The sequence below is a fragment of the Erysipelatoclostridium sp. DFI.2.3 genome (assembly GCF_019132535.1).
GTDB classification, from domain to species: domain Bacteria; phylum Bacillota_I; class Bacilli_A; order Erysipelotrichales; family Erysipelotrichaceae; genus Clostridium_AQ; species Clostridium_AQ innocuum.
This window is the reverse complement of the sequence record NZ_JAHOOJ010000008.1, coordinates 111,611-134,046: the sequence shown is the minus strand read 5'-3', so window position 1 is coordinate 134,046 and position 22,436 is coordinate 111,611. Positions and strand designations below refer to the sequence as shown.

Sequence of the window (22,436 nt, the reverse complement as noted above, 5' to 3'; positions counted from 1 at the left end):
TCATTTCTCCTTTTTAACGGAGCGGGGATGATACTGATCGATGGCTTCCTTCAGCCTCCGGTTCTGCACATGAGTATAAATCTGTGTTGTTGCGATATCGCTGTGTCCCAGCAGCTCCTGCACAACCCGTAAATCTGCACCGCCGTCCAACAGATGTGTCGCAAAGCTGTGACGGAAGCTGTGCGCTGAAAGACGCTCATCCAGCCCCAGTGCCTGCAGGCGCTGCTTAATCAGCGTATGAACATACTGCCGTGTCAGAACATTTCCTCTGCTGTTCAGGAAAACACGTGTACTTTTCCGCTTTTCCCATGTTGGACGGATTTGTGTCAGATACGTACGCAGGACACGCATACAGCGTTCATGCATCGGCACCATGCGTTCCTTATCCCCTTTTCCGATCACCCGCAGATAGCCCTGCTCCAGGTGTACCTGATTTATGCGCAGCTCGCACACCTCACTGACACGAAGACCGCAGCCATACAGCAGCTCCAGAATGGCTTTCTGATACAGTCCCTGCGCATCCTGTCCAAAGCTGTCCAGCAGCAGCTCGATATCATGCGGATTGAAATACAGGGGCAGCTTCTGTTCCTTCTTCCCTCCCCGCAGATGGATCGAGGGATCCAGAATCGAGGGATGGTTCATTGAGATAAAGCGGTGAAACATATGAATGCTGCTCAGCATATGATTGACACTGCTGCGCTTATAGCACAGGCCGTCCTCCTGTATGTCCCCCTGCTCCATATCAGATAAAAAGCTTTGGATATCCCGGGGCAGAATATCCTCCATCTCCGTTTTTCCCTGCATCTGCAGCCAGCTGAGGTATTCCTGCAAATCCTGTGTATAGGAATGAATGGTTGCCAGTGATTTCTGATCAACCGCCTGTATGTAATGCAGATAGTCCTGCAGAGCCTCCTGCAGATTCATCGCTCTATGATCTGCGGTAACAGTACGTGGGCGTTTACCCTGCCATCCTTTACCGCCTCCACCAATACACTGACTGCTTCCTCTCTGTTGGCATCATAGACAAACTGGAGGGTACGAATTTCCAGACGATGCTGCTTCAGGGTATAGGCGATTTCCGATATACGGGAAGCCCGGTGCACCATATAGAAGCGTCCCTTTTCATCCAGCAGCTCACTGACCCGCTGACACAGGGTCCTTAGTGTGAGGAAGCGTTCATGGCGCGCCATCTGAAGACTTTGCGATTCATTGAGATTGCTTTCCTGATCCACCTTGAAATATGGCGGATTACAGACAATAACATCCACCTTTTCCAAAGCGGCATCGCATATATCCTGTGCCATGAGCACCACATTCGTTATATGGTGATGCTCCATATTCTTTTCCGCAACCGCTATGGCCTCCGGCTGGATATCGATGCCATACAGATATGACGGAGCATAGCGGTGTGCCGCAAGAAGCAACGCTCCGTTGTTCGTGCCGATATCCAGTACCCGTTCCCCTTTTTTGACCTTCATGAACTGCGCCAGAAGCGCCGTGTCTGTGTTGATGCGAAACATCTTTTTATGCTGATACAGATAAATATCCGTCCCGTTGATATAATCATACGTGTAATTTTCCATGCTGCAACCTCCCTGTCTCTATTATTATAGCGGAAGATCACATCAAATTAAACAGTTTTATGAATTCGATCACCAGTGTCGATTTCAGATAGCTGCCTGCCAGAATGATCACAAAGCAGATAAAGATATCGTTCAGTACATTGTTGCCCAGCTGCTTGAAATTGAGCCGCTCCCGATTCGTTGTGGAATAGATGATATACATGGACAGCTGAATGGCGCTGGCGGAGATCAGAAAGGTCGCAATCAGATCCATTGCCACCTGTGGAAGCAGGGTCATGATAATGCCTGCAATTCCCTTTAAATGATATGTATACACAAACAGCGCACAGGAAAAGCCGATCTGCATACCCTTCGTAAAGGCGATAAAGCTGATAATGGGAATTCCAATCAGGGAGGTTCCCAGCAAAAACACAAACAGAATAAACACGATACCGCTGAAAAACTGCGATACGAAGTAATCGTATTTATCAACACCGGAATCAATGGTCGTCAGATAGCTGGATAAGCTCTTTATATCCGATACATCAATATAATTGGATACAATGATACCCATCAGTATCCCGCAGCCGACAAGAATCGCAATGAACAGATATACGTTATGGTATTTCTTGAGAAACCCATGATAGCCCTGCCTCTTTTTTAGGGGAATATTTTTTTTCATATTGTCACCTCACTACACTATATGAAAAAAAGAAGGCAGTCTTGCTGCCAACTTATCGACAAACTTCTCATAAGCTTTTATGAGGCTCTTTCGTTTATTTCTGTCCCTTGGACGGATGAATATCACTGGCTCGTATCAGATGCGCTCCCGGCAGCTGCGCATTCAGCTCCTTCAACACATCCTCGACATCATTCAGCGGCTGAATCTCATGCTGAAACAAATCGATTTGATCGATCGTATGCTCTGCGGAATACAGAGATCCCAGACCGATTCCCAGATGGCGGATTTCCCTGCCGTTGTAGTGACGGTCAAATAAGAGCAGTGCATGCTCCAGCAGCACGTTTGCATCATCGGTATAGGAATGAATGTTGGTGGAACGAACGGCATTGGTGAAGTCAAAATAGCGGATACTGATGGATATCAAAGAACCCTTGATATGATCTTCCCTTGCCCGTCTGCTCAATGTGGCCGCAAGACGCTTCAAAACGGTTTTAACCTCCTCATAATCCGTAATATCACGATCCAGAGTTGTGGACTGCGATATGGACTGCACACTGTTATTGAAGGAAAGCTGTGCACTTCCGTTACCACGTGCATTCTGAATATATGTATAGGCATGCTTGCCAAGCAGCGTCATGATTTTGGATTCATTTTCTGCATCCGCAAGGTCGCCAATCGTTGTGATTCCATGCTTGATCAGCAGTGGTACCGTCTTCTTTCCAATTCCCCACATATCACTGATGGGAAGCGGCCACAGCTTTTTGGGAACCTCCTGCTTGCGCAATATCGTGATTCCCATCGGCTTACGCATGTCGCTTGCCATTTTTGCCAGAAATTTATTCGGTGCCACACCGATACTGCAGGGCAGCTTCAAATCTTTTTGCACACTCTTTTGTATCTGCCAGGCAAGGTCCAGCGGTCGCTTATAGTCCTTGATGACATCGGTGACATCCATATAGCATTCGTCGATACTGGCCGGCTCGATCAGACTTGAAAAACGACGCAGATATTTAAAAAAACGATTACTCAATTCCTCATACCAGTCGTAATCGCCCTGAACAACAACAAGATTTGGACACTTCTCCATTGCCATATGCAATGGCATCGCGCTGTGTACCCCGTACTTGCGGGCTTCATAGCTTGCCGTTGATACCACACTTCGCCTGTGCAGTCCCGCCACAACGACCGGCTGCCCCTCCAATGCAGAGTTTTTCAATATCTCCGCACTTGCAAAGTAGGAATTTAGATCAATATGTAAGATAACTCTTCCTGCCATAAAACAACTCCCTTGTCTTACAGTATAGTATACTGGATTTTCAGGGGAAAAGCTAGCGGAATGTCTTGATCACATTGTTTTTGTTGCGCAGTCTGTGCTCTAAGCGCAGCTTGTCGGAAATCATGGCGATGAATTCGGAATTGGTTGGCTTTGCCTTACTGGCAGATATCGTATATCCGAAGATATCATCAATTGCATCGATGTTGCCTCTGTTCCATGCTACCTCGATTGCGTGTCGAATGGCTCTTTCCACACGGGATGCCGTGGTTGCATATTTCTTGGCGATTTCCGGATACAGCACCTTTGTGATCTGTCCCAGAAAATCAACATTCAGATAGGTTTCCAGAATTGCTGTACGCAGATACATGTAACCCTTGATATGTGCAGGAATCCCGATTTCATGCAACAGCTCTGTAATCTCACTTTCCAGCTCCAGCTTCTGCAGACGCTCCTTCTCATCATCATCCAGATTGACCTTCACCACATTGCTGGATATATGCTCCTTCCGTGTGTAGCCGACAATGAAGTTCAGCTTATCACACAGCTGTTCTATCTCAAAGGGCTTCATCAGAATATAATCGATACGGTAATTCTGAACACCTGCCACGATGAGATCGTTCACAAACGGTGTTGTACAGATGATGTGATCCACCTGTATATGGTTTTTCTTCAAATCGTGCAGAACGCTGATGCCGTCCTTCTTCGGCATAATCAGATCCAGCACAAGGACATCCAGATGCTTGCCGCGCAGCTCATTGACACACTGCTCGCCATTGGTGGCACTTCCGATGACCTGATACCCGTCGCTCTTTGTGAGCGCTTCCTTCATACTGTGGATCATCTCCATGCTATCATCCACCAGATATACATTCATTTTGTTATTCATACATTTCCTCTCTCCTTACTGACATCCATTATACGAACCTCCGTATGCAGAAATTCAGATAAAATGTCGAATGAAGAAAAGAATTTCACAAAAACTTCCAAAAAATGAAAAAGAGCGACGAAAACGCCGTTCCTTTTGTTTCAAAGCATAACATTTGCTCAAAATATGTCGGTTTATGCGGATTTTAAGCCATATTTCTGGATTTTTCAAGCATCCATTCGACAAAGACTCCATACCCGTTGGAAGGGTGGGAGGTGATGACATGCGTGACAGCACCAATGATTTTTCCATCCTGCACAATCGGTGATCCACTCATTCCCTGTACGATTCCATTCGACGCAGAAGCTAGACGCTCATCCGCAATCGTAAATTCGATACCCTTGACATCGGATGTATTCTGCCGGTGTACCTTCGTGATGTTAATCGTAAAGGGCTCAATCGTATTTCCCTGTAAGACAGTATACATGACGGCTTTTCCCGTATGTACCTCATCATGCTTTGCCCATGGCAGAGCTTCGACATTTCGCAGCATGGAATCGTAATGACCATAAATACCGATATTGGTATTAGCAAGTACATTGGCGAAGGCGGAGGAGAAATCTATTTCCGCATGCTTTTCACCCGGAATGTTATCCTGTGCCTTCGTTATAGATATGACATTGGCCGGATACAGGCTTCCGGAAGGTACCTCTGCAATCTGCTTTAAATCAGAATCCATAATTTCATGACCTAAGGCTCCGTAGGTATTGTTGGAGGGATCATAATAGGTCAATGTTCCAACACCGACAATTTTATCCTTTACATACAAGCCGCTTTTAAACGAACGTGTGGAGGCATCATACGTGGTTTTCAGGGTAACCGGTATGGTGTTCGAACCGCGTCGTATTTCGACAGGAATCTCATTGACAGATTCCTGAAAGGCGGACAGCTGCTGATACAATTCATCCATGGAGGATATCGGTACCTGATTCACCTTTACCAGGATATCACTGGGCTGGATGGTACCGCCGGGATCATAGGTTTCACCCTGTACGACGAACGGATATGTTCCCGTAATCATCACACCGTTGTAATCCAGCTGAATACCGATGCTGTCACCGCCCAGATACAGGTCATCGCTGGCGTGAATGCCGATGGGAAGCAGTAGGGACAGTGCGCATAAAAAAGCAACTATTTTTTTGTACAAATCGTTCACCTCCTGAAGATAGTGTGGTTCCTCGGGAGATGGTCATGTCAGTTAATTATTACCTGTTTCCTTTTTTGCAAGCTCATACAGCTCTTTTGCTGCCTGCAGAGCACTTTCACTGGTGCTGCCCTGTGATATCACAGCCATTTCCTGTATGCGCTCTTTATCGTTCAGCAGGCGGATCGTAGTTTCTGTATGTCCGCCTTCCTGATGCTTTTCCACTACATAATGCTGCATGGCACAGGCCGCAACACTTGCAAGATGAGTCACGCAGAACACCTGAGTCCTTTGCGCAAGCTGACGCATTTTCTTTCCGATGGAAAACGCAACACTGCCGCTGACACCGGTATCGATTTCATCGAAGATAATGGTATCAATACCCGTCAGCCGTGTAAAGACGGTCTTCAATCCCAGCATAAAACGGGAAAGCTCCCCGCCGCTGGCTGTAGCCTGCAGCGGACGCAGCCGCTCTCCGGCATTCATGGATACCAGAAAGGTGATTTTGTCACTGCCCTGCGCATTCCCCTCAAAAGGCTCCAGTTCAACGTGGAAACGTGCATTGGGCAGCTGCAAATCCTTTAGCTGCTGCAGAATCAGCTGCTCCAGCTCCCTTGCCTTTTTTTCGCGCAGCACATGCAGCTGCATACAATCTTCTTCATATACCTTTCTGGCCTTCTCCAGCTCCTTCTCGGATTTTGCGATAAAATCCTGGCGGTGCAGGATGCTGTCGATCTTTTTTTCCAGAAAGCTGCGTTTCTCCATGACAGCCGCATAGCTGCCGCCGTATTTCCGCTGTATCTTGTGTATCAGGAAAATTCTTTCCTGAAGTTCATGGAAACGGCCCTCATCGAATTCGAGCTCCTCCAGATGGGTGCGGACGCGGGAGCACTGCTCATCCAGCGCATAGTACAGATCCAGCAGCTGTGCAGCCGCATCCGTAAAGGTTTCATCCTCATGCAGCGCATGCAGCAGGCGATAGCTTTCATAGATGGAAGAAACGCTTCCCTCATCCAAAAGGGCAACCGCCTGTGATGCGGAGGAGCTCAGCTTTTCATATGCCATCATACGTTTTTGTTCCTGCTCCAGCGCCTCCAGTTCTTCTTCCTGCAGCTGTGCCTCGTCGATTTCATTCAGCTGAAAGGTTAGAAATTCCAGATCGTCCTCATTGTAATCACTGTGGAGCGCTTCCTCCAGGGCATCCTTCATGGAACGGTAGCTGTGATAGCTCTGCTTCGTCTTTGCCAGCAGATCTTCATCGCGTGCAAATCGGTCCAGCAGAAGCTGGTGAGATGCCGCATTACGCAGATACTGTGTGTCATGCTGGGAATGAATATCGACCAGCTGGGAAACGATCTGCTTTACAAAGGAAACCGTTGTCGTGCGCTGATTGATCCGCGCAATGCTTCTTCCCTCCCGGGTTACCTCACGTGTAACAATCAGCAGGCCGTCCTCACATTCATGGCCTGCATCCTGCAGCTGCTGCAGCACGCTGTGCTGTGGTGCAAGTTCAAAAACGCCTTCAATGACAGCCTTGTCACAGCCCTCCTTGATCATGTCGCTGTTAACACGATCTCCCTTCAGAATACCGATGGCATCCATTAACAGGGATTTTCCGGCACCGGTTTCTCCGGTAAAGGCTGACATGTTGTCATGCAGCTCCAGCTGCACCTCATCCATCAGGATGAAATTTTTCACATAGATCTGTGTAAGCATATTCTCACCTCTTTACTGTATAATTTTTAACAATATCCCGAATGGGAAAAACCTTATGCGTCTGTGTATGCTTCAAATGCATGACGAATTCCTTATTGCCATCCCTGCCCAGCACACTGCTGGCACACAGGTGATGGACATATAGGCCGAGGGTTTTCACATAGTCGCACATGGACTGTAAAACCTCGATGTGTACCTTTTCATTTTTCACGATGCCATGCTTGCCGACCTTTGCTCTGCCAGCTTCAAACTGCGGCTTTACCAGGGCGACGATTTCCATATCGGCAAACTGCTCTGCCAGCACCGGAAGAATCTGCCGTATGGAGATAAAGGATACATCCATGCAGGCAAAATCCGGACGCGGATCAAACATATCCCCACTCAGATAGCGGCAGTTGACACCCTCCATATTGATAATGCGCGGATCGTTTTTCAATCGCTCGAGCAGCTGATCCTTTCCGACATCCACTGCGTAGACAAGGCGTGCTTTGTTTTGCAGACAGACATCGCTGAAGCCTCCGGTGCTAGCACCGACATCCAAAACGACGCGTCCCTCCAAATCGATTTCAAAGGGCTTTAGCACATCATACAGCTTATAGCCTGCGCGGGAGGCAAATGCTGTTTCCGCCTCCTCCAGCTTGATATCCATGGAATCATCCACCGGCATACTGCTTTTCTTCGCAATCCTTCCATTTACAGTCACTCTGCCCTCCTGTATGGCATCCTGTGCTCTTGCACGGCTGTCACACAGTCCCTGCGTGCTTAAATATACATCCAGTCTCATTTCTTTTCCGGCCTCAGGTAGCTTGTGATGATTTCAAACAGCGTGTTCATATCCAGATGCTCCAGCTTTCGCAGCTGCGGCAGCGAGCCGTGCTCCACGAAATGATCATCGATTCCCATACGGACAAAATGTGTCGCATAGCGGTGGTCATTGGCAAATTCTGTAATAGCGCTGGACAAGCCGCCGCACAGCATATCCGGTTCAAAGATGATCGTCGGCTTATCCTCCTCACAGACGGAGGTCAAAAGCTCCTCATCAATCGGTTTGAAGAAGCGTGCATTGATTACCCGGATCGGCAGCTGATTCACCCTCGCCTTGGAAATGATACGATCCACATCCGGTCCGTAGGTGATGATATTGAGCGCATAATCCTCACGGATCACCGTCTGTGTCCAGGTTCCCGGTGGTATGTAGGTGTACTGCTCCACCGCCTGATAGGACACGTTACCTCTTGGATAGCGTATCGCATAGGGCTGATTGTTCTGCGCAAAGGCGGAGTACAGCAGATTCTGCGCTTCCCGGGCATCCTTGGGCTGTGCCAGTATCATATTCGGAATGGGCCGCAGCATGGCGATATCGAACACACCGTGATGCGTCTCACCGTCCTCTCCGACCAGTGAGCAGCGATCGATACCGATGACAACCGGCAGCTGCATACGTGCCACATCGTGGCTGATCTGGTCATAGGCTCTTTGCAGAAAGGAGGAATATACAGAGATAAACGGACGGATATCCTGCGTACAGAGGCCTGCCGCAAACGTCATTGCATGCTCCTCTGCAATACCGCAGTCAAAGGAACGTGTCGGATAGCGGTCAAAAAAGGCGGACAGCTTACTGCCGGATTTCATTGCGGGTGTAATGGCGACAATGCGCTCATCATGCTCGGCAAGCTTCATCAGTGTACGGGACATGACCTCACTCCAGCTTTTATGTCCTGCCGGAAGCTTCGCCAGGGATTCTCCGGTTTCCGGGTCAAACTGGCTGACACCGTGCCATTTTCCTTCCTTATCCTCTTCCGCATAGCGATAGCCCTTGCCTTTTTTCGTGATGACATGGACAACGATCGGTCCCTCGTGCTGCCGGGCAATTTTCAGTACCTTGATCAGCATCTTTAAATCGTGCCCGTCCACCGGCCCGATATAGTCAAGATTAAAATCACCGAATATAGAGGTATCCACCACGTTTTCCTTGACTGCATTTTTCATGCTTTTCATGGTATGCAGTAAAGAGGAACCCATACGGGAGGTGGATAATGCCCCTTTCAGATCTTCCTTCAATGTCGTATAGGGCTTGCTTGTCCGCAGCTTGGTAAAGGCCTCGTCCATTGCGCCCACATTTTGTGATATGGACATGTTGTTATCGTTAAAAATAATGACCATATTGCGCTGTTCACTGCCAATCTGGTTCAATGCCTCCATGGCCATACCACCGCTCAGCGCACCATCCCCGATGACCGGCACGATCTGGTAGGTATCCTTATGCAAATCACGCCCTACCGCCATGCCAAGTGCCGCTGACAGTGAGGTGGAGGAATGTCCGGCCTCCCAGACATCGTGTTCACTTTCCTTACGTTTCTGAAAACCGGCAATCCCCTTATACTGTCGCAGGGTTGCGAACTGATTTCCCCGACCCGTCAGGATTTTATGTACGTAGGACTGGTGACCGACATCAAAAATAAATTTATCCGTTGGAGAATCAAAGACATAATGCATGGCCAGCGTCAGCTCCACCACACCGAGATTACTGGACAGATGTCCTCCGGTTTTGGCAATGCTTTGAATCAGAAAGACACGTATCTGCTGTGCCAGATCCTGCAGCTGCGCAATCGAGCATTCCTTGATGTCCTCAGGCTGTTTGATATCGTAGATGTTCATGCAACCGCTCCTCTCAGTTTTTTCGCTTCATCAGCTGGTCAAACAGCTCTCTTACCGGTGCTGCATCCAGCGGCAGCGCATCAAGCTGTGCAAGCGCCCGCCGGTAATAGCGATCCGCTTCCTCTCGGGCGGCTTCAACGCCCATCAGCGTGACATAGGTTGTTTTTTCATTTTCCGCATCGCTGTTGATGTTTTTCCCAAGCTCCTCAACGGTGCTGGTCACATCCAGAATATCATCCTGAATCTGGAAGGATAATCCGGTATCTGCGCCAATGCGCTCCCATACCGCTGCATCCTCCCTGTGTCCTGCAAGCAGTGCTGCACAGACCAGCGGAAGGCTCAGCAGTCTGCCGGTTTTATAATAATGGATAACCTGCAGTCCGGCATGATCAATGCCGGGATTTGCTTCCCCCTCCAAATCCTTGATCTGTCCCAGAATCATGCCGTTTGCTCCGCTGAATTCGGAAAGCAGCTTTAAGATTTCCACAAGAACCTCTGCACGGCAGGTACACGCTGCCGCTGTATAAAAGGCCTGCGTCAACAGGGCATCCCCTGCCAGAATAGCGACATCCTCGCCGAATTTGACATGACAGGTCGGCATACCTCTGCGCAGCGTGTCATTATCCATTGCGGGAAGATCATCATGAATCAAGGAATAGGTATGGATCATTTCAATCGCAGCGGCTACGGGATAGCCGATCGTCTCTTCAAAGCCATAGGCACGCAGCACTGCCAATAGCAGCCTGGGGCGTATCCGCTTGCCGCCTGCCATCAGAGAATACTGCATTGCCTCGCGGACTCTGCTGTGCTCCAGCGTATCCAGACAATGGGACAGATAGCTTTCAAAGTCAGACATTGTCGCTGCCCTCCTGATAGGTGTTCAGCAGCTCCTGTACACGATTTTCAAAATTTTTCAGCTGTGAATCACAGGAATTCACCAGCTGCAGTCCTTCTTCAAACAGAGCGATGGCATCCTCCAGCTCGATTTCATTTTTTTCCAGTGCGGCAATGATTTCCTCCAGCCGGCTCATGGATTGTTTAAACGGCAGTTTCTGTTCCATTATAATTTCTCCTTCTTCTCGATGTTTGTATATAAATATCCATCCTGCATGCGCAAGCGCAGCCGGTCATTTTGTTCTACAGCGTCCACGCTGGATATCACTTCATCACCATGATAGGCGATGGCATAACCGCGGGACAGACTTTTCAGCGGGGAATAGGCATCCAGCAATGCGCTGATATTCCCTATCTGACGTTTTCGCAGCGTATCGTAATTGTGCAGTGCCTGCGTCAGACGCAGCCTGCTTTCCGCGATGCTGCGTGTATTCTTCTGAAACAGGCGTTCGCTGTGTATGGCGAGCTTATGGGAATTCTGCTTCAGCTGCATGGCCATTGCGGCAACCGTTGCTTCCACGATGCTCAGCTGCTGCACATGCATGGCAAGCTTCATTTCCTCTTCCCGTATGTAGCTTAACGGGTCGCGCATATAGCGGTGTGAACGAATCGGCTCCAGGGCCTGCTTCGCCATATGCAGACGTGTTTCCATATCCTTTACGAGCCGCCGCCGCATCAGGGATACGTTCATGCGCACCTCTTCCAAATCCGGCGTGATCAGCTCCGCTGCAGCTGTCGGTGTCGGCGCCCGGGCATCCGATACATAATCCACCAGTGTCGTATCCGTTTCATGACCGACACCGGTTACGATAACCGTATGCATGGCAAACACGGCACGGGCGACTGCTTCCTCATTGAAGCACCACAAATCCTCAATCGGTCCACCGCCTCTTGCCAGCAGGATGACATCATGTCCGCCCTGATCCGCCTTGCGCAGATTTTCAACAATGGCTCCACTTGCCTGAATCCCCTGTACCAGGCTGGGATACACCACAACCTCAGCCAGCGGCCAGCGCCGGGAAATCGTCGTCAGGATATCCTGTACGGCCGCTCCGGTTTTCGCGGTAATCACACCGATGCGCATCGGATACTGCGGCAGCGGTTTTTTCTTCTGCGGATCAAACAAGCCCTGTGCAGCCAGCTTCTTTTTCACTTCCTCCAGCTGCAGAAACAGATCACCCAGGCCATCCGAGCGTACCGCTGTCACATACAGCTGTACACTTCCGCCCGCCTCATACATGGAGACAGAGGCCGTTACGATGACCTTCATCCCCTCCTTCAACAGGATGTTACAGCGTCTGGCATGGGAGGAAAACATAACACAGCTGATTTTGGAACGGGCATCCTTTAGGGTAAAATACCAGTGTCCGCTGCGGTGATTTGTAAAATTGCTGATTTCCCCCTTGATGAGAATGGACTGGATACGGATATCATTGTCCAGCGTCTGCTTGATATAGTGTACCAGCGCGGATACACTATAAACATTCTGACTCATAGACGATCCAGTACCCCGTTGATCAGACGATACGTTTCATCGTCGCAGTATTTCTTCGCCAGTGTAACAGCCTCATCAATGACAATTGCCTTCGGTGCCGTTTCCAAATCCAGCTCGCATGCCGCCATCATCAAAATGGCCTGCTCCACAAAGCCAAGGCGCGCAAACGTCCAGTCCTGACGAAGTGCCGCATTGATCTTGTCAATATAGACGTCCTGATAGCGGATGGCATCGATGGTTACCGTGTAGAGAAACGGATCAATCTCATTGGTTTCACTGTTGTCGTACACACACTCCTTGATATCCTTCTGTAATAAAAAATGCTGATACAGGCTGGTCATTGCCAGCTCCCGTAGTTTATGTCTGCTGTTCATAGAAATCCTCCATTCATCTTTCTTATTTTATCATATTTGCCTGTTACTTTGCAGTCTTTGCTCCTGCTAATTTTTTCACTTTCCATCCCCATACACAACCTGTGCACTCGGCACAACACTGCTGGCAGGTGTGGTATGGCTGCTCTGGTCATCGAAGAAGATGTGCGCACCAAACGCCTTCAGCACCTCGCGCTTTGTAATGCCACCCAGAAAAAAGGCCTCATCAATACGGACATCCCATGCACGCAGAGTTCGGATCACCCGTTCATGCGCCGGCGCATTGCGTGCAGTCACAAGGGCGGTGCGTATCGGTGCATGCCCTTCAAATTCCTTCTGCAGGGCCGCAATCGTCTTGAGAAACTGCGCAAAGGGTCCCTCCGGCAGTACCTGTCGGGCACATGCCTTTTCATGCTCTGCGAATGCCTCCAGACCGTCCTTTTGAAATATCTGTTCGCTCGCATCTGAAAACAGCACGGCATCACCATCAAAGGCAATCCGGATCTGAGCGATATCCTGCAGCGGATCATAGCCCTCAATCGCATTGGTATAAATGCGTCCCGCCGCAAAGCCGGCCGCAAGCGCAGAACGGACATCCTCCTCATTGGCGCTTAAAAACAAATCCACACCGAATGCCTTTAGATAGCCGGTCAGTGGTCCTCCGCCGCTTAACACCGCCCGGGTGATATCCAGTCCGTAATGGGCAATCGAGGTAAAGATACGCAACGAGGTATCCGCACTGTTGCGTGACATGATCAATACCTCAACTCTTCGCTTCTTACTGCTCTCATTCAGCTTCAGCAGGGCCTTCACCAGGGCAAATCCGCTGCCCGGCTTCAGAATTTCCTGCTCATGCGCCAGCTGATATTCGCTATACGCCTGTAATCCCTTGGTTTCATATATGTAGTTTTCATCATCCAGATCAAACAATGCCCGGCTGGATATTCCGATTACCAGGCAGTCCTCAAGACTTACCGCCATGTTTACACTTCCCTTCTGTTCATGAAAAAAAGAAATCCGTACGGATTTCTTTAAAAGATAAAGCCAACGACGTGGATATCGATGATATCCGGTGTATACCCGGTCATATGTTCAATATTTTCAAAGATCTTACTCTGTACTTTGCTTGATTCTTCATTTACGTTTACGCTGTACTTTACTTTTATGTCGATGGACAAAATCAGCTGATCATTCACGATCTTGCAGCTGATCGGATATTTAAACGGTGTAGCGCTGTCCGCCAGCCGAATGTTTTCATCCTCTTCGACAACGATTTTCGCAATCGTCTGGAATGCAGATTTGCTGAGTGCGATTACACCTGCATTGTTTCGTTCCTTTAATGCAATATACTCTTGAGCCATTTTCATCACCTTCTAGGCTTATTATACCAAAAAGATTTCTTATTTGAAAGTAACTTCCATCAAATATTTGTGATTTGTAGCTTCCTGTGCCTTCTGCATGATCGTTTTCGCAACATTTTTATCATCCTTCTGTTCAAACACCGAGATGATACACGTATCTCCATTGATTTCCACAGCTGTCTGATAGCCATCCTTCTTCAGCAGGTCAGCCACGCTTTTCTGCATGCTTTTCTCATCCTTCAGCTCATCGATTGCGGCAAGTGCTTCTTTCTTTGCACTGTCATCGCTTTTGGTATCCGCAACCACACTGGAATTGCGGTTGATCTCCTCTTCCTTTTTCTGATTGATGCTGTCCTGCAGCTTTGTTGAACCATCTGCCGATTCTGATGTATCTTTCTTCTGTTCCTGTGCTTCTTCCGTCTTGCCCTGAGCATCCTCTGTCTTTGCTGCTGTGTTTTCCTTATCTGCTTTTTTATCAGATTGAGGGGCCTGTTCCTCCATGACACTGGTGGAATCCGCCGGCAGTGTCACATAGTAGACAGACAGCATCAGAATCAGAGAGAACATGGTCAGAAATGCAAGTGCTTGTTTATTCATAAAAAGTGCCCTCCTTGCTATTACACCCTATGCAGGAAGGACACCTCTTATACCTGTTAATTCACTTTTGAAAAATATTGTTCATGCGCTGCATCCAGTCTTCATAATAGGCGCTGCGGTACTGCATGAAATCGGAATAGGAGATCACACGGTTCTCCAGCTCCTCGATAAAGCGGACAAACGCCTTGTTGATGGCGACCATTTTATCATCGTGAATGATATCAATTGTACCGATTTCACACAGGGAGTTTGCCAGAATACGGGCACATTCCTCATGCAGCAGGTCGCTTTGATCCATCGGCAGACGGACAAAGCTCGTATTCAGCCAGTAATTGTCGACCAGATAATTCTTGATTACATTTAGAAACAGACAGAAATCCTCCATATTGTTTCCCGGCTCGATGGCGAACAGCATCTTAAAGAAGACGAACCAGTCATAATCGCGGTTCAGCACGGAAATCAGATAGTTTCCCAGAATATGCACAAACACATCCTTGGAATAGAAATCCGCATCCATGAGAATTTCATTTTCAAAATCCATCTGAATGGAATTCAGCTTCTTGAAGGTACGAAACAGGGAGGAGATACGGTCATTGTTTCCGCCGTCAAAGCGAATGTCCTTGATAAAGATGTAATGTCCCAGAATCGTAGATACACTTTTCAGATTCATCGTAAAGCCGATGGATTCGTTCATCTTCAGTGCGAACAAATCATTGATGGCCTTGGAAATCTGCTTTTCAAAGCTGGTTTCCGTGATACTCGCATCACTCAGCGACGTTTCCTGCATCTGATTGTATATGATGTTCAGCTGCCGGTCGGTAATGGTCAGATTGGCCTTGATGCTGGCAAGCAGATCCTTCATGAAATCATCATACACATAATAATTCGTATTTTTATACACCAGCTTATGCTCGATTTCACCCCAGAAGGAATGCACCAGCGCCTTGATCTGCAGCTCTACGTTGACCTTTTGTCCGTCCTTGAGATAATAGCCGTCAATACGATAGATCGCAAAGCCGTTTTTCTGAATCTGGGGCTGCCGTGAGGCGCAGTCAAGAAAGAAGTGCGGATTGATTTCATTATAATAGAAGCCATCCTCTTCATTACGGATGTTCAGTGTTTCCCGTATTTTATTGAGCACATTGTATTCATCCTCAATAAAACGGCATTCAATGATAAAACCGATCAAATCACTCAGATTATCCAGAATTCCCTGCGCGCTGTCATTCTCCACGTAAAAGCGGTTGCGGATGATTTTTTCACGCAGGCTCTCCCTTGACTTCACACGCGAATTGATATCGATGATCATTTCACTGGATTCCTTAAATACCGCAATCAGATACTGTTCAATCTCCCGTTCTATTTCATGATAGAATTCATTGTTTTCAGAAAGCAGGGCTAATGCTTCATCAATTGTGTCAAATACCTTTAATCGCATAGGGCAGACTCCTTTCCCTTTTCAAAATAGGAACGTGTCGTTGCCAGGTCTTTTTTCAGCTGTTCACCGAGGGCGCGTGCATCCGGAAATTTCCGTTCCTCCCGTATATAGGATAGGAACCGGAAGATGACAGGCTCCTCATAAATGTCCTGATCAAAATCCAGAAGATGCGCTTCGATGGATCCTGATTCCTGGTAATTGTAGGTTGGATTGTTACCGATGTTCATCATCGCCCTGTGCCATGTCCCCAGCACCTTGACCGCCCCCACATATACACCCTTTTTCGGCATGACATAGAGCTCCTGCAGACGCAGGTTAGCCGTTGGAAATCCGTTCTTCCTTCCAACATGACTGCCCCCCTTGACGCTTCCCTCCATATCGTACCAGCGTCCCATGAAGCGGGCCGCCTTTTCCATATCGCCTTCCTGGATCAGCTCTTCGATACGCGAGGAGCTGATTTTCCTATGCTCACTGCTGACCTGATCGATGACATGCACATCGAAATCCGTCTGTTCATGTAAGGATTGTGCATCGCCCTCCCCTTTTCTTCCATAGTGGAAATCATATCCGCAAACCAGCGTATCCAGACGCAGCGGCTTAAGCACCTTCTCATGAAAATCCTGCGGAGTCAGATCCGCCATTTCTCTGGAAAAATCAAGAATGATCCAGTATTCGATTCCCATCGCCTCCGCTATCCGCATCCGCTGCTTCATCGGCGTGATATGTGCAATATCCTGCAATCCCCGGATCACACACCAGGGATCGGGATCAAAGGTAATCAGTGCACAGCGTGTGTTGCGCCTTGCCGCAACGCGCTTCACCTCTTCAATCAGCTTCTGATGCCCCAGATGCAGACCGTCAAAATAGCCGATACAGGCTGTCAGCGGTTCTTCGATAACTGCTGTCCCTGTTAAATTTATATGTACTACCTTCATAGCCTCACCTACCATAAGCCGCGGACACAGCGAAATACTGCCGCATCCTCACGCTGATATATAGCAACAATGTTCCCGTTGTGGGTAATGGCAACATCATCCGCCTCGCACCTTAGTGTGATTTTCTTTCCATTATAAATATCCGCAGGCCGTTCATATTCCACCGGTTCATAATGGGAAAGCACCTCCTGCAGCGTATGCAGCTGAAAACAGCCTTCCTGAACATCCTGCAGAGTAACGCATTCATCAAGGGAAAACCGCCCTACCTTTGTACGTACCAGCGAAGACATACATCCCAGATTTCCTGTTTTCTGTGCGATGTCATGGCACAGGGAACGCACATAGGTTCCGGAGCTGCAGCTGACCCGAAACTGCAGCTTCTGCGTATCCAGCGCTTCAATATCATATATGGTTACCTCACGCTCTGGACGCGTTACTGCTATCCCTTCCCGTGCATATTCATAAAGCTTTCTTCCGTTCACCCGGACACTGGATATCATCGGCGGTACCTGCTTCTGTACACCGCGAAAGCTGTCCAGAACCGATTGGAAATCCGCAATCGGCTGTATCGGCGCTTCCTTCAGCGGCTCCATCCAGATATCATCACTGATCGTCTGAATGCCCAACTGCAGCGTCGCAATATACTCCTTGTCCGTATCCTCCAGAAACGGCAGCGCCTTGCAGGCCTTGCCAATCAAAACCAGAAGCACGCCGGTCGCATTCGGATCCAGTGTACCGCTGTGTCCGATTTTCGTTGTATGTAAAATCCTTCGCAGACGTGCCACCACATCATGCGAGGTCATATTCTGTTCCTTGTTTATTAGTAAAATACCGTCCATCTTATCACCGTCACTAATTATACCATAGATTTTTCACAAATCATGAGAGGAATATGTGAAAGTGAAAAAAAGCATGGTATAATAAAACGGTTTCTAAAGGATGTGAAAAAATGGAACTGCATACTATCTTAGGCGATATACGAAAAGCGGATCAGGACTACCATCTGATCGATGACGGTGACCGGATTGCCGTGGGGGTGAGCGGCGGGAAGGACAGCATGGTGCTGTTGACTGCGCTGCACATGTATTCAAAATTTGCAGACAGGAATTTCGAGGTGATCGGCATTCATATAAAGCTCGGCTTTCCGAACATGGACTTCAGTGAGGTTGTTGCTTTCTGCCGGCAGCAGGGCATCACCTTTTACCAGTATGATTCCCAGGTGTATGAAATTTTGAAGCGGAATCCGGATAAGGAGGGCAACATCAAATGCAGCCTCTGTTCCAAGTTTAAAAAGGCAACGGTTATCGACGCCGCAAAGAAGCTGAACTGTACGAAGGTGGCATTCGGCCATCACAGCGATGATGCTGTGGAAACACTGCTGATGAATGCGATACACGGCGGAAAGCTGGCGACATTTTTACCGAAGATGTATATGTCGCGTACCGACACCACCTTTATCCGCCCGCTGGTTTATTCCTATGAAAGCGATATTTTATCGGCACTGGAACGAAATCAGATTCCGTTCGTGAAAAGCACCTGTCCCAACGACGGCTATACGGAGCGGCAAGCAATGAAGGATATGCTGCAAGAATTTTACAGGAGCTATCCAATGGCACAGAAAAATTTCATCCGGATGCTGTATAACGAGGATCAGGTGGAGCTGTGGCATCGGGAGGGTGACCACAGGGCAGAGAAAGCAAAATCCATGTCTGTTCTTCTGAAGGAGGAAGGCGATTTGCAGCTGACACGCCACGGTGCTAACTATTTTATCGTCTATTCGCACAGCGACACCCCCAAGCAGCGCTGTCATTTGAAAATTCGCGAGGAAGAAAGCAAAGCCATTATGGATGGAACAGCAATCAAAGAAATTTTCCAGACATATTCTTCTACGAAGGATATATAGAAAAAAACGTCAGAGACGTTTTTTTTCTATGTTTTACAGCCTGCATGTTACATCCACATGGCGTATAACTCACAGGTCTTGCCCACTGGCACAGCATACTCTCACATACAGGAATGAGCATACTGCTTACCTGTTATGATGTTTGATCCTTTTGCAGCTGCTGCAGCTTCGCTTTGTCTGCTTCCTGCCCTTTTCTATGACCGCCTGCTACTTTCCTTCCAGATAATATGTAGCCTCCATATCCGCCGTACTCAAAGCAAATGCGAGCGGATACATTTCAAAGGCTGCACCGACATTTCGTACCTCCTCACTTCCGCTGAACCCCATATGATAGCGGATGGCAAAGGCCTCCTCCCTGCTCAGCCGCATAAAGCCTGTGATAATATAGACGCTCTTTTCGCCATGACCATACGGCAGCCGGTCTTCATATTCGTAAAAGGGAACCTGCACCCACTGTCCGTTCACCTTCTGATTCCGTGTGCTTTCCTTATAGCAGTTGATCTTGCATATATCATGCAGCAGAGCCACAATGGCAATCGTTTCCTCATTGTAATCCATATGGTAGCATTCCTTTACCCTTGGACGGCTCAGATAATCCTTCAGGCAGTCATACACATTCAGGCTGTGCTCCAGCAGTCCCTGGGCATGTGCACCGTGAAAACGGGTGCTTGCCGGTGCGCGAAAGAAATCACTATGCTCCGATAGCAGATAGTCCAGAATCTTCTCACTGCCCTCCCGATGAATATGCTCCCCGTATATTGATAAAAACCGTTCCTTGTTCTCCATAAGCTGTCCTCCGTACGTTTGTAAATATTATAGCAGGTATTCTTAGCTGTGGAAATTACAAAACGCAGAAAACGATGCGTAGTAAAAAAACAGATGGTATATCGTGAATATGCAGACTGCCCTTGCAGGTTTCATATAGCACGGACTTTCACATGGAGACTGTAAAAACATGCGCAGGTTACAGAAGCATGTATGATCGTACAGCAGTGCGAGGTATGCGGGAGTAAGAAACCAATTTCCAGAATCGCATAGCATGCAAACATCATAGATACCCTGCGCTAAAACGAGCATTCTGATGTTTATAGCAAAAACAAAAAAACAGACGATTTTCATCATCTGCTTTTCAGTGCCCAGGAGGAGAGATCTTTCCCTGTAAATACAGGTGGGTCCCCTGTGTAATTTTTTAGGATCCCTACAGTCTTACCTAGGATGTGCAGGTATTCACACCAAAATACAACATCCGGAGTCCCTTATCTCTAAGTGTAGGAAAAATTTGTACCTCCTGGACATCTATAGTATATCATGGATCAATGAAAATAATACTCTTGACTTTATTTTTTTTGTTGTTCCACTTTTATCCCCCGTGTCCTGCGGTATCTTAAGATTTTCAATCAGCTATTCTACCAGAATTGCATACATAATGCAAATATTTGGCTTCCTGCATTTCTTGTATAGATTTAATTGAAATTTCACAACCTAATGATGAGGTGATAACAATGGCAGTTGCACATAAGGGAGCCATTTCCTTCGGCCTGGTACATATCCCCATACAGATGTATCGTACAACCAGAGATGTGGATATTTCCTTCAACCAGCTTTGTAAGAAAACACATGAGCGGGTGCATTATAAAAAATATTGCGGACATTGCGATAAGGAGCTGAAGGCAGCCGATATCGTTAAGGGCTATCAGTATGAAAAGGATAAGTATGTTATTATGGACAATGAGGAGATTGACGCCTTAAAGGCGGAAAAGGATCGCACAATTACGATTCTTCAGTTCACAAAGCTTGCGGAAATCGATGATATCTATTATGAGAAAAATTACTATGCCGTACCGGAAAAGCATGCGGAAAAAGCATATGAGCTGTTGCGTGATGCCATGGCGAAGCTGTCTGTGGTCGCGATAGCAAAAACGGTCATTGGCACAAAGGAAACACTGCTGGCACTGTGTCCCGGTGAGGTCGGCATTTTAGTGAAAACGCTGTTTTATGAGGAAGAGATTGCCGAAAATCCAAAGGCTTTCGCACATCCCAAGCTGGTGAAAGCGGAAAGTGATATGGCAAAGCAGCTGATTCAGTCGATGACCAAGCCCTTTGATCCCAGTGATTACCATGATGAGTTTCAGGAACGACTGCGCTCGGCAATTGAAGAGAAAATCAGTGGTCAGCATATCGTGCATGCCAGTGACCGCAAGCAGGACACTGCAACTCCAGTCGATTTGATGGAGGCCCTGCAGCAATCCCTTTCTGAAATGAAGCCCAAGGGAAGACGCAGGAGCGTGAAGCACTGATGGACTTTGCTGCCAGAGATGCTTCCCCGATGCTCATCGGGCTGGAGCAGCCGGCCTTCGATGATGAGGATTACATCTATGAATGGAAGCTGGACGGTGTACGCTGTCTATTGTATCTTGACAAAGACAACACCGAGTTGAGAAACAAACGCAATCTGAAGCTGAATGCAAAGTTTCCTGAGCTGACACAGCTGCATAAGCAGGTAAAAACACGCTGCATACTGGATGGTGAGCTGTATATTTTTCATGATGGAGAGCCCGATTTCTTTCAGGTACAGAAGCGGACTTTAACCTCGGACCCCTTTAAAATCCGTTTGCATTCCCGCCAGTTCCCTGCCAGCTTCACTGCCTTTGACATCCTCTATCATAAGGATGCATTCGTCATTGATCAGCCGCTCATGAAACGCAAACAGCTGCTGGAAAAGACAGTTCGGGAAAATGATCGGCTTTCAATCTCCCGCTATATCGAAACCAACGGTATTGCGCTGTTTGAGCTGACAAAGCAGCGGGGTCTTGAGGGAATCGTCGCCAAACGCAAAGACAGCCGCTATGTGTGTGGAAAGCGCACGAAGGACTGGATCAAATGCAAGAATCTTATGGATGATGATTTTATCGTCTGTGGCTATATTGTCAAGGAGAAAGGCATTGTATCTCTTATTCTGGCACAGTATGACCAGCACCATCAGGTGGTATACAAAGGACATGTGACCATGGGGGCATCTCTTCCCTATCTGATGGAGCACAGTGAGAAAACCGACACCAGCTTTCTGACAACGATCCCTGAGGGAAATGAAGATGCCGTATGGATTGATCCGCCACTGGTAGGAACGGTAAAATTCATGCAGTATACAGAACAGGGCGGCTTGCGGCAGCCGGTATTCAAGGGCTTTCGTGAAGATAAAGCGATTACGGACTGTCGAAGTAAGCAGTAGCTGCATACAGATGATGTCTTTCAAATTGAAAAAGGCAATCGATATACGGATGTTTCTTCATCCCTATAGATTGTCTTTTTGCTTTATGCTTTTCGTTGATTCGCGAACATTCATGCACAAAGATTCGCTGTCACCGTTATTCGAAGGTAAGGCTGTTCATGTATCCTGTACACTAGGATTTATTTTATTCCACAGCTTCACTTCTGTATCTCATCCCCGTATTTTTCCCACTTACCCATGCCGCTGTGCC

General features: G+C 47.9%; 23 protein-coding genes. 3 read left to right on the top strand and 20 right to left on the bottom strand.

From position 1 onward, the window contains the following. The 19 genes from KSZ58_RS10015 to truB all read right to left on the bottom strand — a co-directional run bounded on the left by KSZ58_RS10015 (position 1) and on the right by truB (position 17,893). Complete coding sequence (locus KSZ58_RS10015) at positions 1 to 924, bottom strand: tyrosine recombinase (RefSeq protein WP_008817235.1); 924 nt, start codon at positions 922 to 924, stop codon at positions 1 to 3. After that, positions 921 to 1,583, bottom strand: coding sequence for a tRNA1(Val) (adenine(37)-N6)-methyltransferase (locus tag KSZ58_RS10010; protein ID WP_008817236.1), 663 nt, complete (start codon positions 1,581 to 1,583; stop codon positions 921 to 923). The genes KSZ58_RS10015 and KSZ58_RS10010 overlap by 4 nt, the downstream gene beginning before the upstream one ends. Positions 1,584 to 1,620: 37 nt before the next feature. Beyond that, the gene (locus tag KSZ58_RS10005; RefSeq protein WP_002609038.1) at positions 1,621 to 2,244 is read right to left on the bottom strand and encodes a stage II sporulation protein M; all 624 of its coding nucleotides are present in this window, start codon (positions 2,242 to 2,244) and stop codon (positions 1,621 to 1,623) included. Positions 2,245 to 2,338: 94 nt separating this feature from the next. Beyond that, positions 2,339 to 3,520, bottom strand: coding sequence for a DNA polymerase IV (dinB, locus tag KSZ58_RS10000; RefSeq protein ID WP_161129354.1), 1,182 nt, complete (start codon positions 3,518 to 3,520; stop codon positions 2,339 to 2,341). Positions 3,521 to 3,572: 52 nt separating this feature from the next. Further along, positions 3,573 to 4,406: a sporulation transcription factor Spo0A gene (gene spo0A, locus KSZ58_RS09995; RefSeq protein WP_002609036.1), complete on the bottom strand. Its 834-nt coding sequence runs from the start codon at positions 4,404 to 4,406 to the stop codon at positions 3,573 to 3,575. Between the two features lie 184 nt (positions 4,407 to 4,590). Further along, complete coding sequence (locus KSZ58_RS09990) at positions 4,591 to 5,601, bottom strand: SpoIVB peptidase S55 domain-containing protein (protein ID WP_227761288.1); 1,011 nt, start codon at positions 5,599 to 5,601, stop codon at positions 4,591 to 4,593. 42 nt (positions 5,602 to 5,643) lie between these two features. Beyond that, on the bottom strand, positions 5,644 to 7,305 hold the full coding sequence (gene recN, locus KSZ58_RS09985) for a DNA repair protein RecN (protein ID WP_008817239.1): 1,662 nt from the start codon (positions 7,303 to 7,305) through the stop codon (positions 5,644 to 5,646). A 4-nt stretch (positions 7,306 to 7,309) separates the two neighbouring features. Further along, a complete protein-coding gene (locus tag KSZ58_RS09980) occupies positions 7,310 to 8,089 on the bottom strand; it encodes a TlyA family RNA methyltransferase (RefSeq protein WP_008817240.1) in 780 nt (259 codons plus the stop codon). Continuing rightward, positions 8,086 to 9,963 (bottom strand): 1-deoxy-D-xylulose-5-phosphate synthase, encoded by a 1,878-nt coding sequence (dxs, locus tag KSZ58_RS09975; protein ID WP_008817241.1) that lies wholly within the window; start codon positions 9,961 to 9,963, stop codon positions 8,086 to 8,088. The genes KSZ58_RS09980 and dxs overlap by 4 nt, the downstream gene beginning before the upstream one ends. A gap of 13 nt (positions 9,964 to 9,976) precedes the next feature. Then, entirely contained in the window at positions 9,977 to 10,819 is an 843-nt protein-coding gene (locus KSZ58_RS09970) for a polyprenyl synthetase family protein (protein WP_008817242.1), read from the bottom strand. After that, entirely contained in the window at positions 10,812 to 11,024 is a 213-nt protein-coding gene (xseB, locus tag KSZ58_RS09965; RefSeq protein WP_002609030.1) for an exodeoxyribonuclease VII small subunit, read from the bottom strand. The genes KSZ58_RS09970 and xseB overlap by 8 nt, the downstream gene beginning before the upstream one ends. Next, on the bottom strand, positions 11,024 to 12,352 hold the full coding sequence (xseA, locus tag KSZ58_RS09960; protein ID WP_009269138.1) for an exodeoxyribonuclease VII large subunit: 1,329 nt from the start codon (positions 12,350 to 12,352) through the stop codon (positions 11,024 to 11,026). The genes xseB and xseA overlap by 1 nt, the downstream gene beginning before the upstream one ends. Further along, positions 12,349 to 12,726 carry a transcription antitermination factor NusB gene (nusB, locus tag KSZ58_RS09955; protein WP_002609028.1) on the bottom strand — a complete coding sequence of 126 codons (378 nt, stop codon included), beginning with the start codon at positions 12,724 to 12,726 and terminating at the stop codon, positions 12,349 to 12,351. The genes xseA and nusB overlap by 4 nt, the downstream gene beginning before the upstream one ends. Positions 12,727 to 12,801: 75 nt before the next feature. After that, complete coding sequence (locus tag KSZ58_RS09950; protein ID WP_008817244.1) at positions 12,802 to 13,704, bottom strand: 5'-nucleotidase; 903 nt, start codon at positions 13,702 to 13,704, stop codon at positions 12,802 to 12,804. A gap of 50 nt (positions 13,705 to 13,754) precedes the next feature. Then, the gene (locus KSZ58_RS09945) at positions 13,755 to 14,084 is read right to left on the bottom strand and encodes an Asp23/Gls24 family envelope stress response protein (RefSeq protein WP_002609026.1); all 330 of its coding nucleotides are present in this window, start codon (positions 14,082 to 14,084) and stop codon (positions 13,755 to 13,757) included. 39 nt (positions 14,085 to 14,123) lie between these two features. Continuing rightward, complete coding sequence (locus tag KSZ58_RS09940; RefSeq protein WP_002609025.1) at positions 14,124 to 14,681, bottom strand: SpoIIIAH-like family protein; 558 nt, start codon at positions 14,679 to 14,681, stop codon at positions 14,124 to 14,126. Between the two features lie 61 nt (positions 14,682 to 14,742). After that, positions 14,743 to 16,119, bottom strand: a complete 1,377-nt coding sequence (locus KSZ58_RS09935) for a GTP pyrophosphokinase family protein (protein ID WP_009269139.1) — start codon at positions 16,117 to 16,119, stop codon at positions 14,743 to 14,745. Continuing rightward, the gene (locus tag KSZ58_RS09930) at positions 16,110 to 17,054 is read right to left on the bottom strand and encodes a bifunctional riboflavin kinase/FAD synthetase (protein ID WP_009269140.1); all 945 of its coding nucleotides are present in this window, start codon (positions 17,052 to 17,054) and stop codon (positions 16,110 to 16,112) included. The genes KSZ58_RS09935 and KSZ58_RS09930 overlap by 10 nt, the downstream gene beginning before the upstream one ends. Before the next feature lie 8 nt (positions 17,055 to 17,062). Next, a complete protein-coding gene (gene truB / locus KSZ58_RS09925; protein WP_021420791.1) occupies positions 17,063 to 17,893 on the bottom strand; it encodes a tRNA pseudouridine(55) synthase TruB in 831 nt (276 codons plus the stop codon). Between the two features lie 110 nt (positions 17,894 to 18,003). On the opposite strand from truB, the gene KSZ58_RS09920 reads away from it, so the two are divergent. Further along, on the top strand, positions 18,004 to 18,957 hold the full coding sequence (locus KSZ58_RS09920; protein WP_217752694.1) for a tRNA 2-thiocytidine biosynthesis TtcA family protein: 954 nt from the start codon (positions 18,004 to 18,006) through the stop codon (positions 18,955 to 18,957). A gap of 207 nt (positions 18,958 to 19,164) precedes the next feature. Here the strand turns inward: KSZ58_RS09920 and KSZ58_RS09915 are convergent, their stop codons facing one another. Next, positions 19,165 to 19,743, bottom strand: coding sequence for an HD domain-containing protein (locus KSZ58_RS09915; protein WP_217752693.1), 579 nt, complete (start codon positions 19,741 to 19,743; stop codon positions 19,165 to 19,167). A 716-nt stretch (positions 19,744 to 20,459) separates the two neighbouring features. On the opposite strand from KSZ58_RS09915, the gene KSZ58_RS09910 reads away from it, so the two are divergent. Both KSZ58_RS09910 and KSZ58_RS09905 read left to right on the top strand, forming a co-directional pair. Continuing rightward, the gene (locus KSZ58_RS09910; RefSeq protein WP_008817251.1) at positions 20,460 to 21,254 is read left to right on the top strand and encodes a Ku protein; all 795 of its coding nucleotides are present in this window, start codon (positions 20,460 to 20,462) and stop codon (positions 21,252 to 21,254) included. After that, positions 21,254 to 22,186 carry an RNA ligase family protein gene (locus KSZ58_RS09905; protein ID WP_008817252.1) on the top strand — a complete coding sequence of 311 codons (933 nt, stop codon included), beginning with the start codon at positions 21,254 to 21,256 and terminating at the stop codon, positions 22,184 to 22,186. The genes KSZ58_RS09910 and KSZ58_RS09905 overlap by 1 nt, the downstream gene beginning before the upstream one ends. Positions 22,187 to 22,436: the final 250 nt, after the last annotated feature.

Coding starts and splice junctions, on each gene's coding strand:
- KSZ58_RS10015 (WP_008817235.1), bottom strand. CDS start 924: ATGAATCTGCAGGAGGCTCTGCAGGACTATCTGCATTACATACAGGCG.
- KSZ58_RS10010 (WP_008817236.1), bottom strand. CDS start 1,583: ATGGAAAATTACACGTATGATTATATCAACGGGACGGATATTTATCTG.
- KSZ58_RS10005 (WP_002609038.1), bottom strand. CDS start 2,244: ATGAAAAAAAATATTCCCCTAAAAAAGAGGCAGGGCTATCATGGGTTT.
- dinB (WP_161129354.1), bottom strand. CDS start 3,520: ATGGCAGGAAGAGTTATCTTACATATTGATCTAAATTCCTACTTTGCA.
- spo0A (WP_002609036.1), bottom strand. CDS start 4,406: ATGAATAACAAAATGAATGTATATCTGGTGGATGATAGCATGGAGATG.
- recN (WP_008817239.1), bottom strand. CDS start 7,305: ATGCTTACACAGATCTATGTGAAAAATTTCATCCTGATGGATGAGGTG.
- KSZ58_RS09980 (WP_008817240.1), bottom strand. CDS start 8,089: ATGAGACTGGATGTATATTTAAGCACGCAGGGACTGTGTGACAGCCGT.
- dxs (WP_008817241.1), bottom strand. CDS start 9,963: ATGAACATCTACGATATCAAACAGCCTGAGGACATCAAGGAATGCTCG.
- KSZ58_RS09970 (WP_008817242.1), bottom strand. CDS start 10,819: ATGTCTGACTTTGAAAGCTATCTGTCCCATTGTCTGGATACGCTGGAG.
- xseB (WP_002609030.1), bottom strand. CDS start 11,024: ATGGAACAGAAACTGCCGTTTAAACAATCCATGAGCCGGCTGGAGGAA.
- xseA (WP_009269138.1), bottom strand. CDS start 12,352: ATGAGTCAGAATGTTTATAGTGTATCCGCGCTGGTACACTATATCAAG.
- nusB (WP_002609028.1), bottom strand. CDS start 12,726: ATGAACAGCAGACATAAACTACGGGAGCTGGCAATGACCAGCCTGTAT.
- KSZ58_RS09950 (WP_008817244.1), bottom strand. CDS start 13,704: ATGGCGGTAAGTCTTGAGGACTGCCTGGTAATCGGAATATCCAGCCGG.
- KSZ58_RS09945 (WP_002609026.1), bottom strand. CDS start 14,084: ATGGCTCAAGAGTATATTGCATTAAAGGAACGAAACAATGCAGGTGTA.
- KSZ58_RS09940 (WP_002609025.1), bottom strand. CDS start 14,681: ATGAATAAACAAGCACTTGCATTTCTGACCATGTTCTCTCTGATTCTG.
- KSZ58_RS09935 (WP_009269139.1), bottom strand. CDS start 16,119: ATGCGATTAAAGGTATTTGACACAATTGATGAAGCATTAGCCCTGCTT.
- KSZ58_RS09930 (WP_009269140.1), bottom strand. CDS start 17,054: ATGAAGGTAGTACATATAAATTTAACAGGGACAGCAGTTATCGAAGAA.
- truB (WP_021420791.1), bottom strand. CDS start 17,893: ATGGACGGTATTTTACTAATAAACAAGGAACAGAATATGACCTCGCAT.
- KSZ58_RS09920 (WP_217752694.1), top strand. CDS start 18,004: ATGGAACTGCATACTATCTTAGGCGATATACGAAAAGCGGATCAGGAC.
- KSZ58_RS09915 (WP_217752693.1), bottom strand. CDS start 19,743: ATGGAGAACAAGGAACGGTTTTTATCAATATACGGGGAGCATATTCAT.
- KSZ58_RS09910 (WP_008817251.1), top strand. CDS start 20,460: ATGGCAGTTGCACATAAGGGAGCCATTTCCTTCGGCCTGGTACATATC.
- KSZ58_RS09905 (WP_008817252.1), top strand. CDS start 21,254: ATGGACTTTGCTGCCAGAGATGCTTCCCCGATGCTCATCGGGCTGGAG.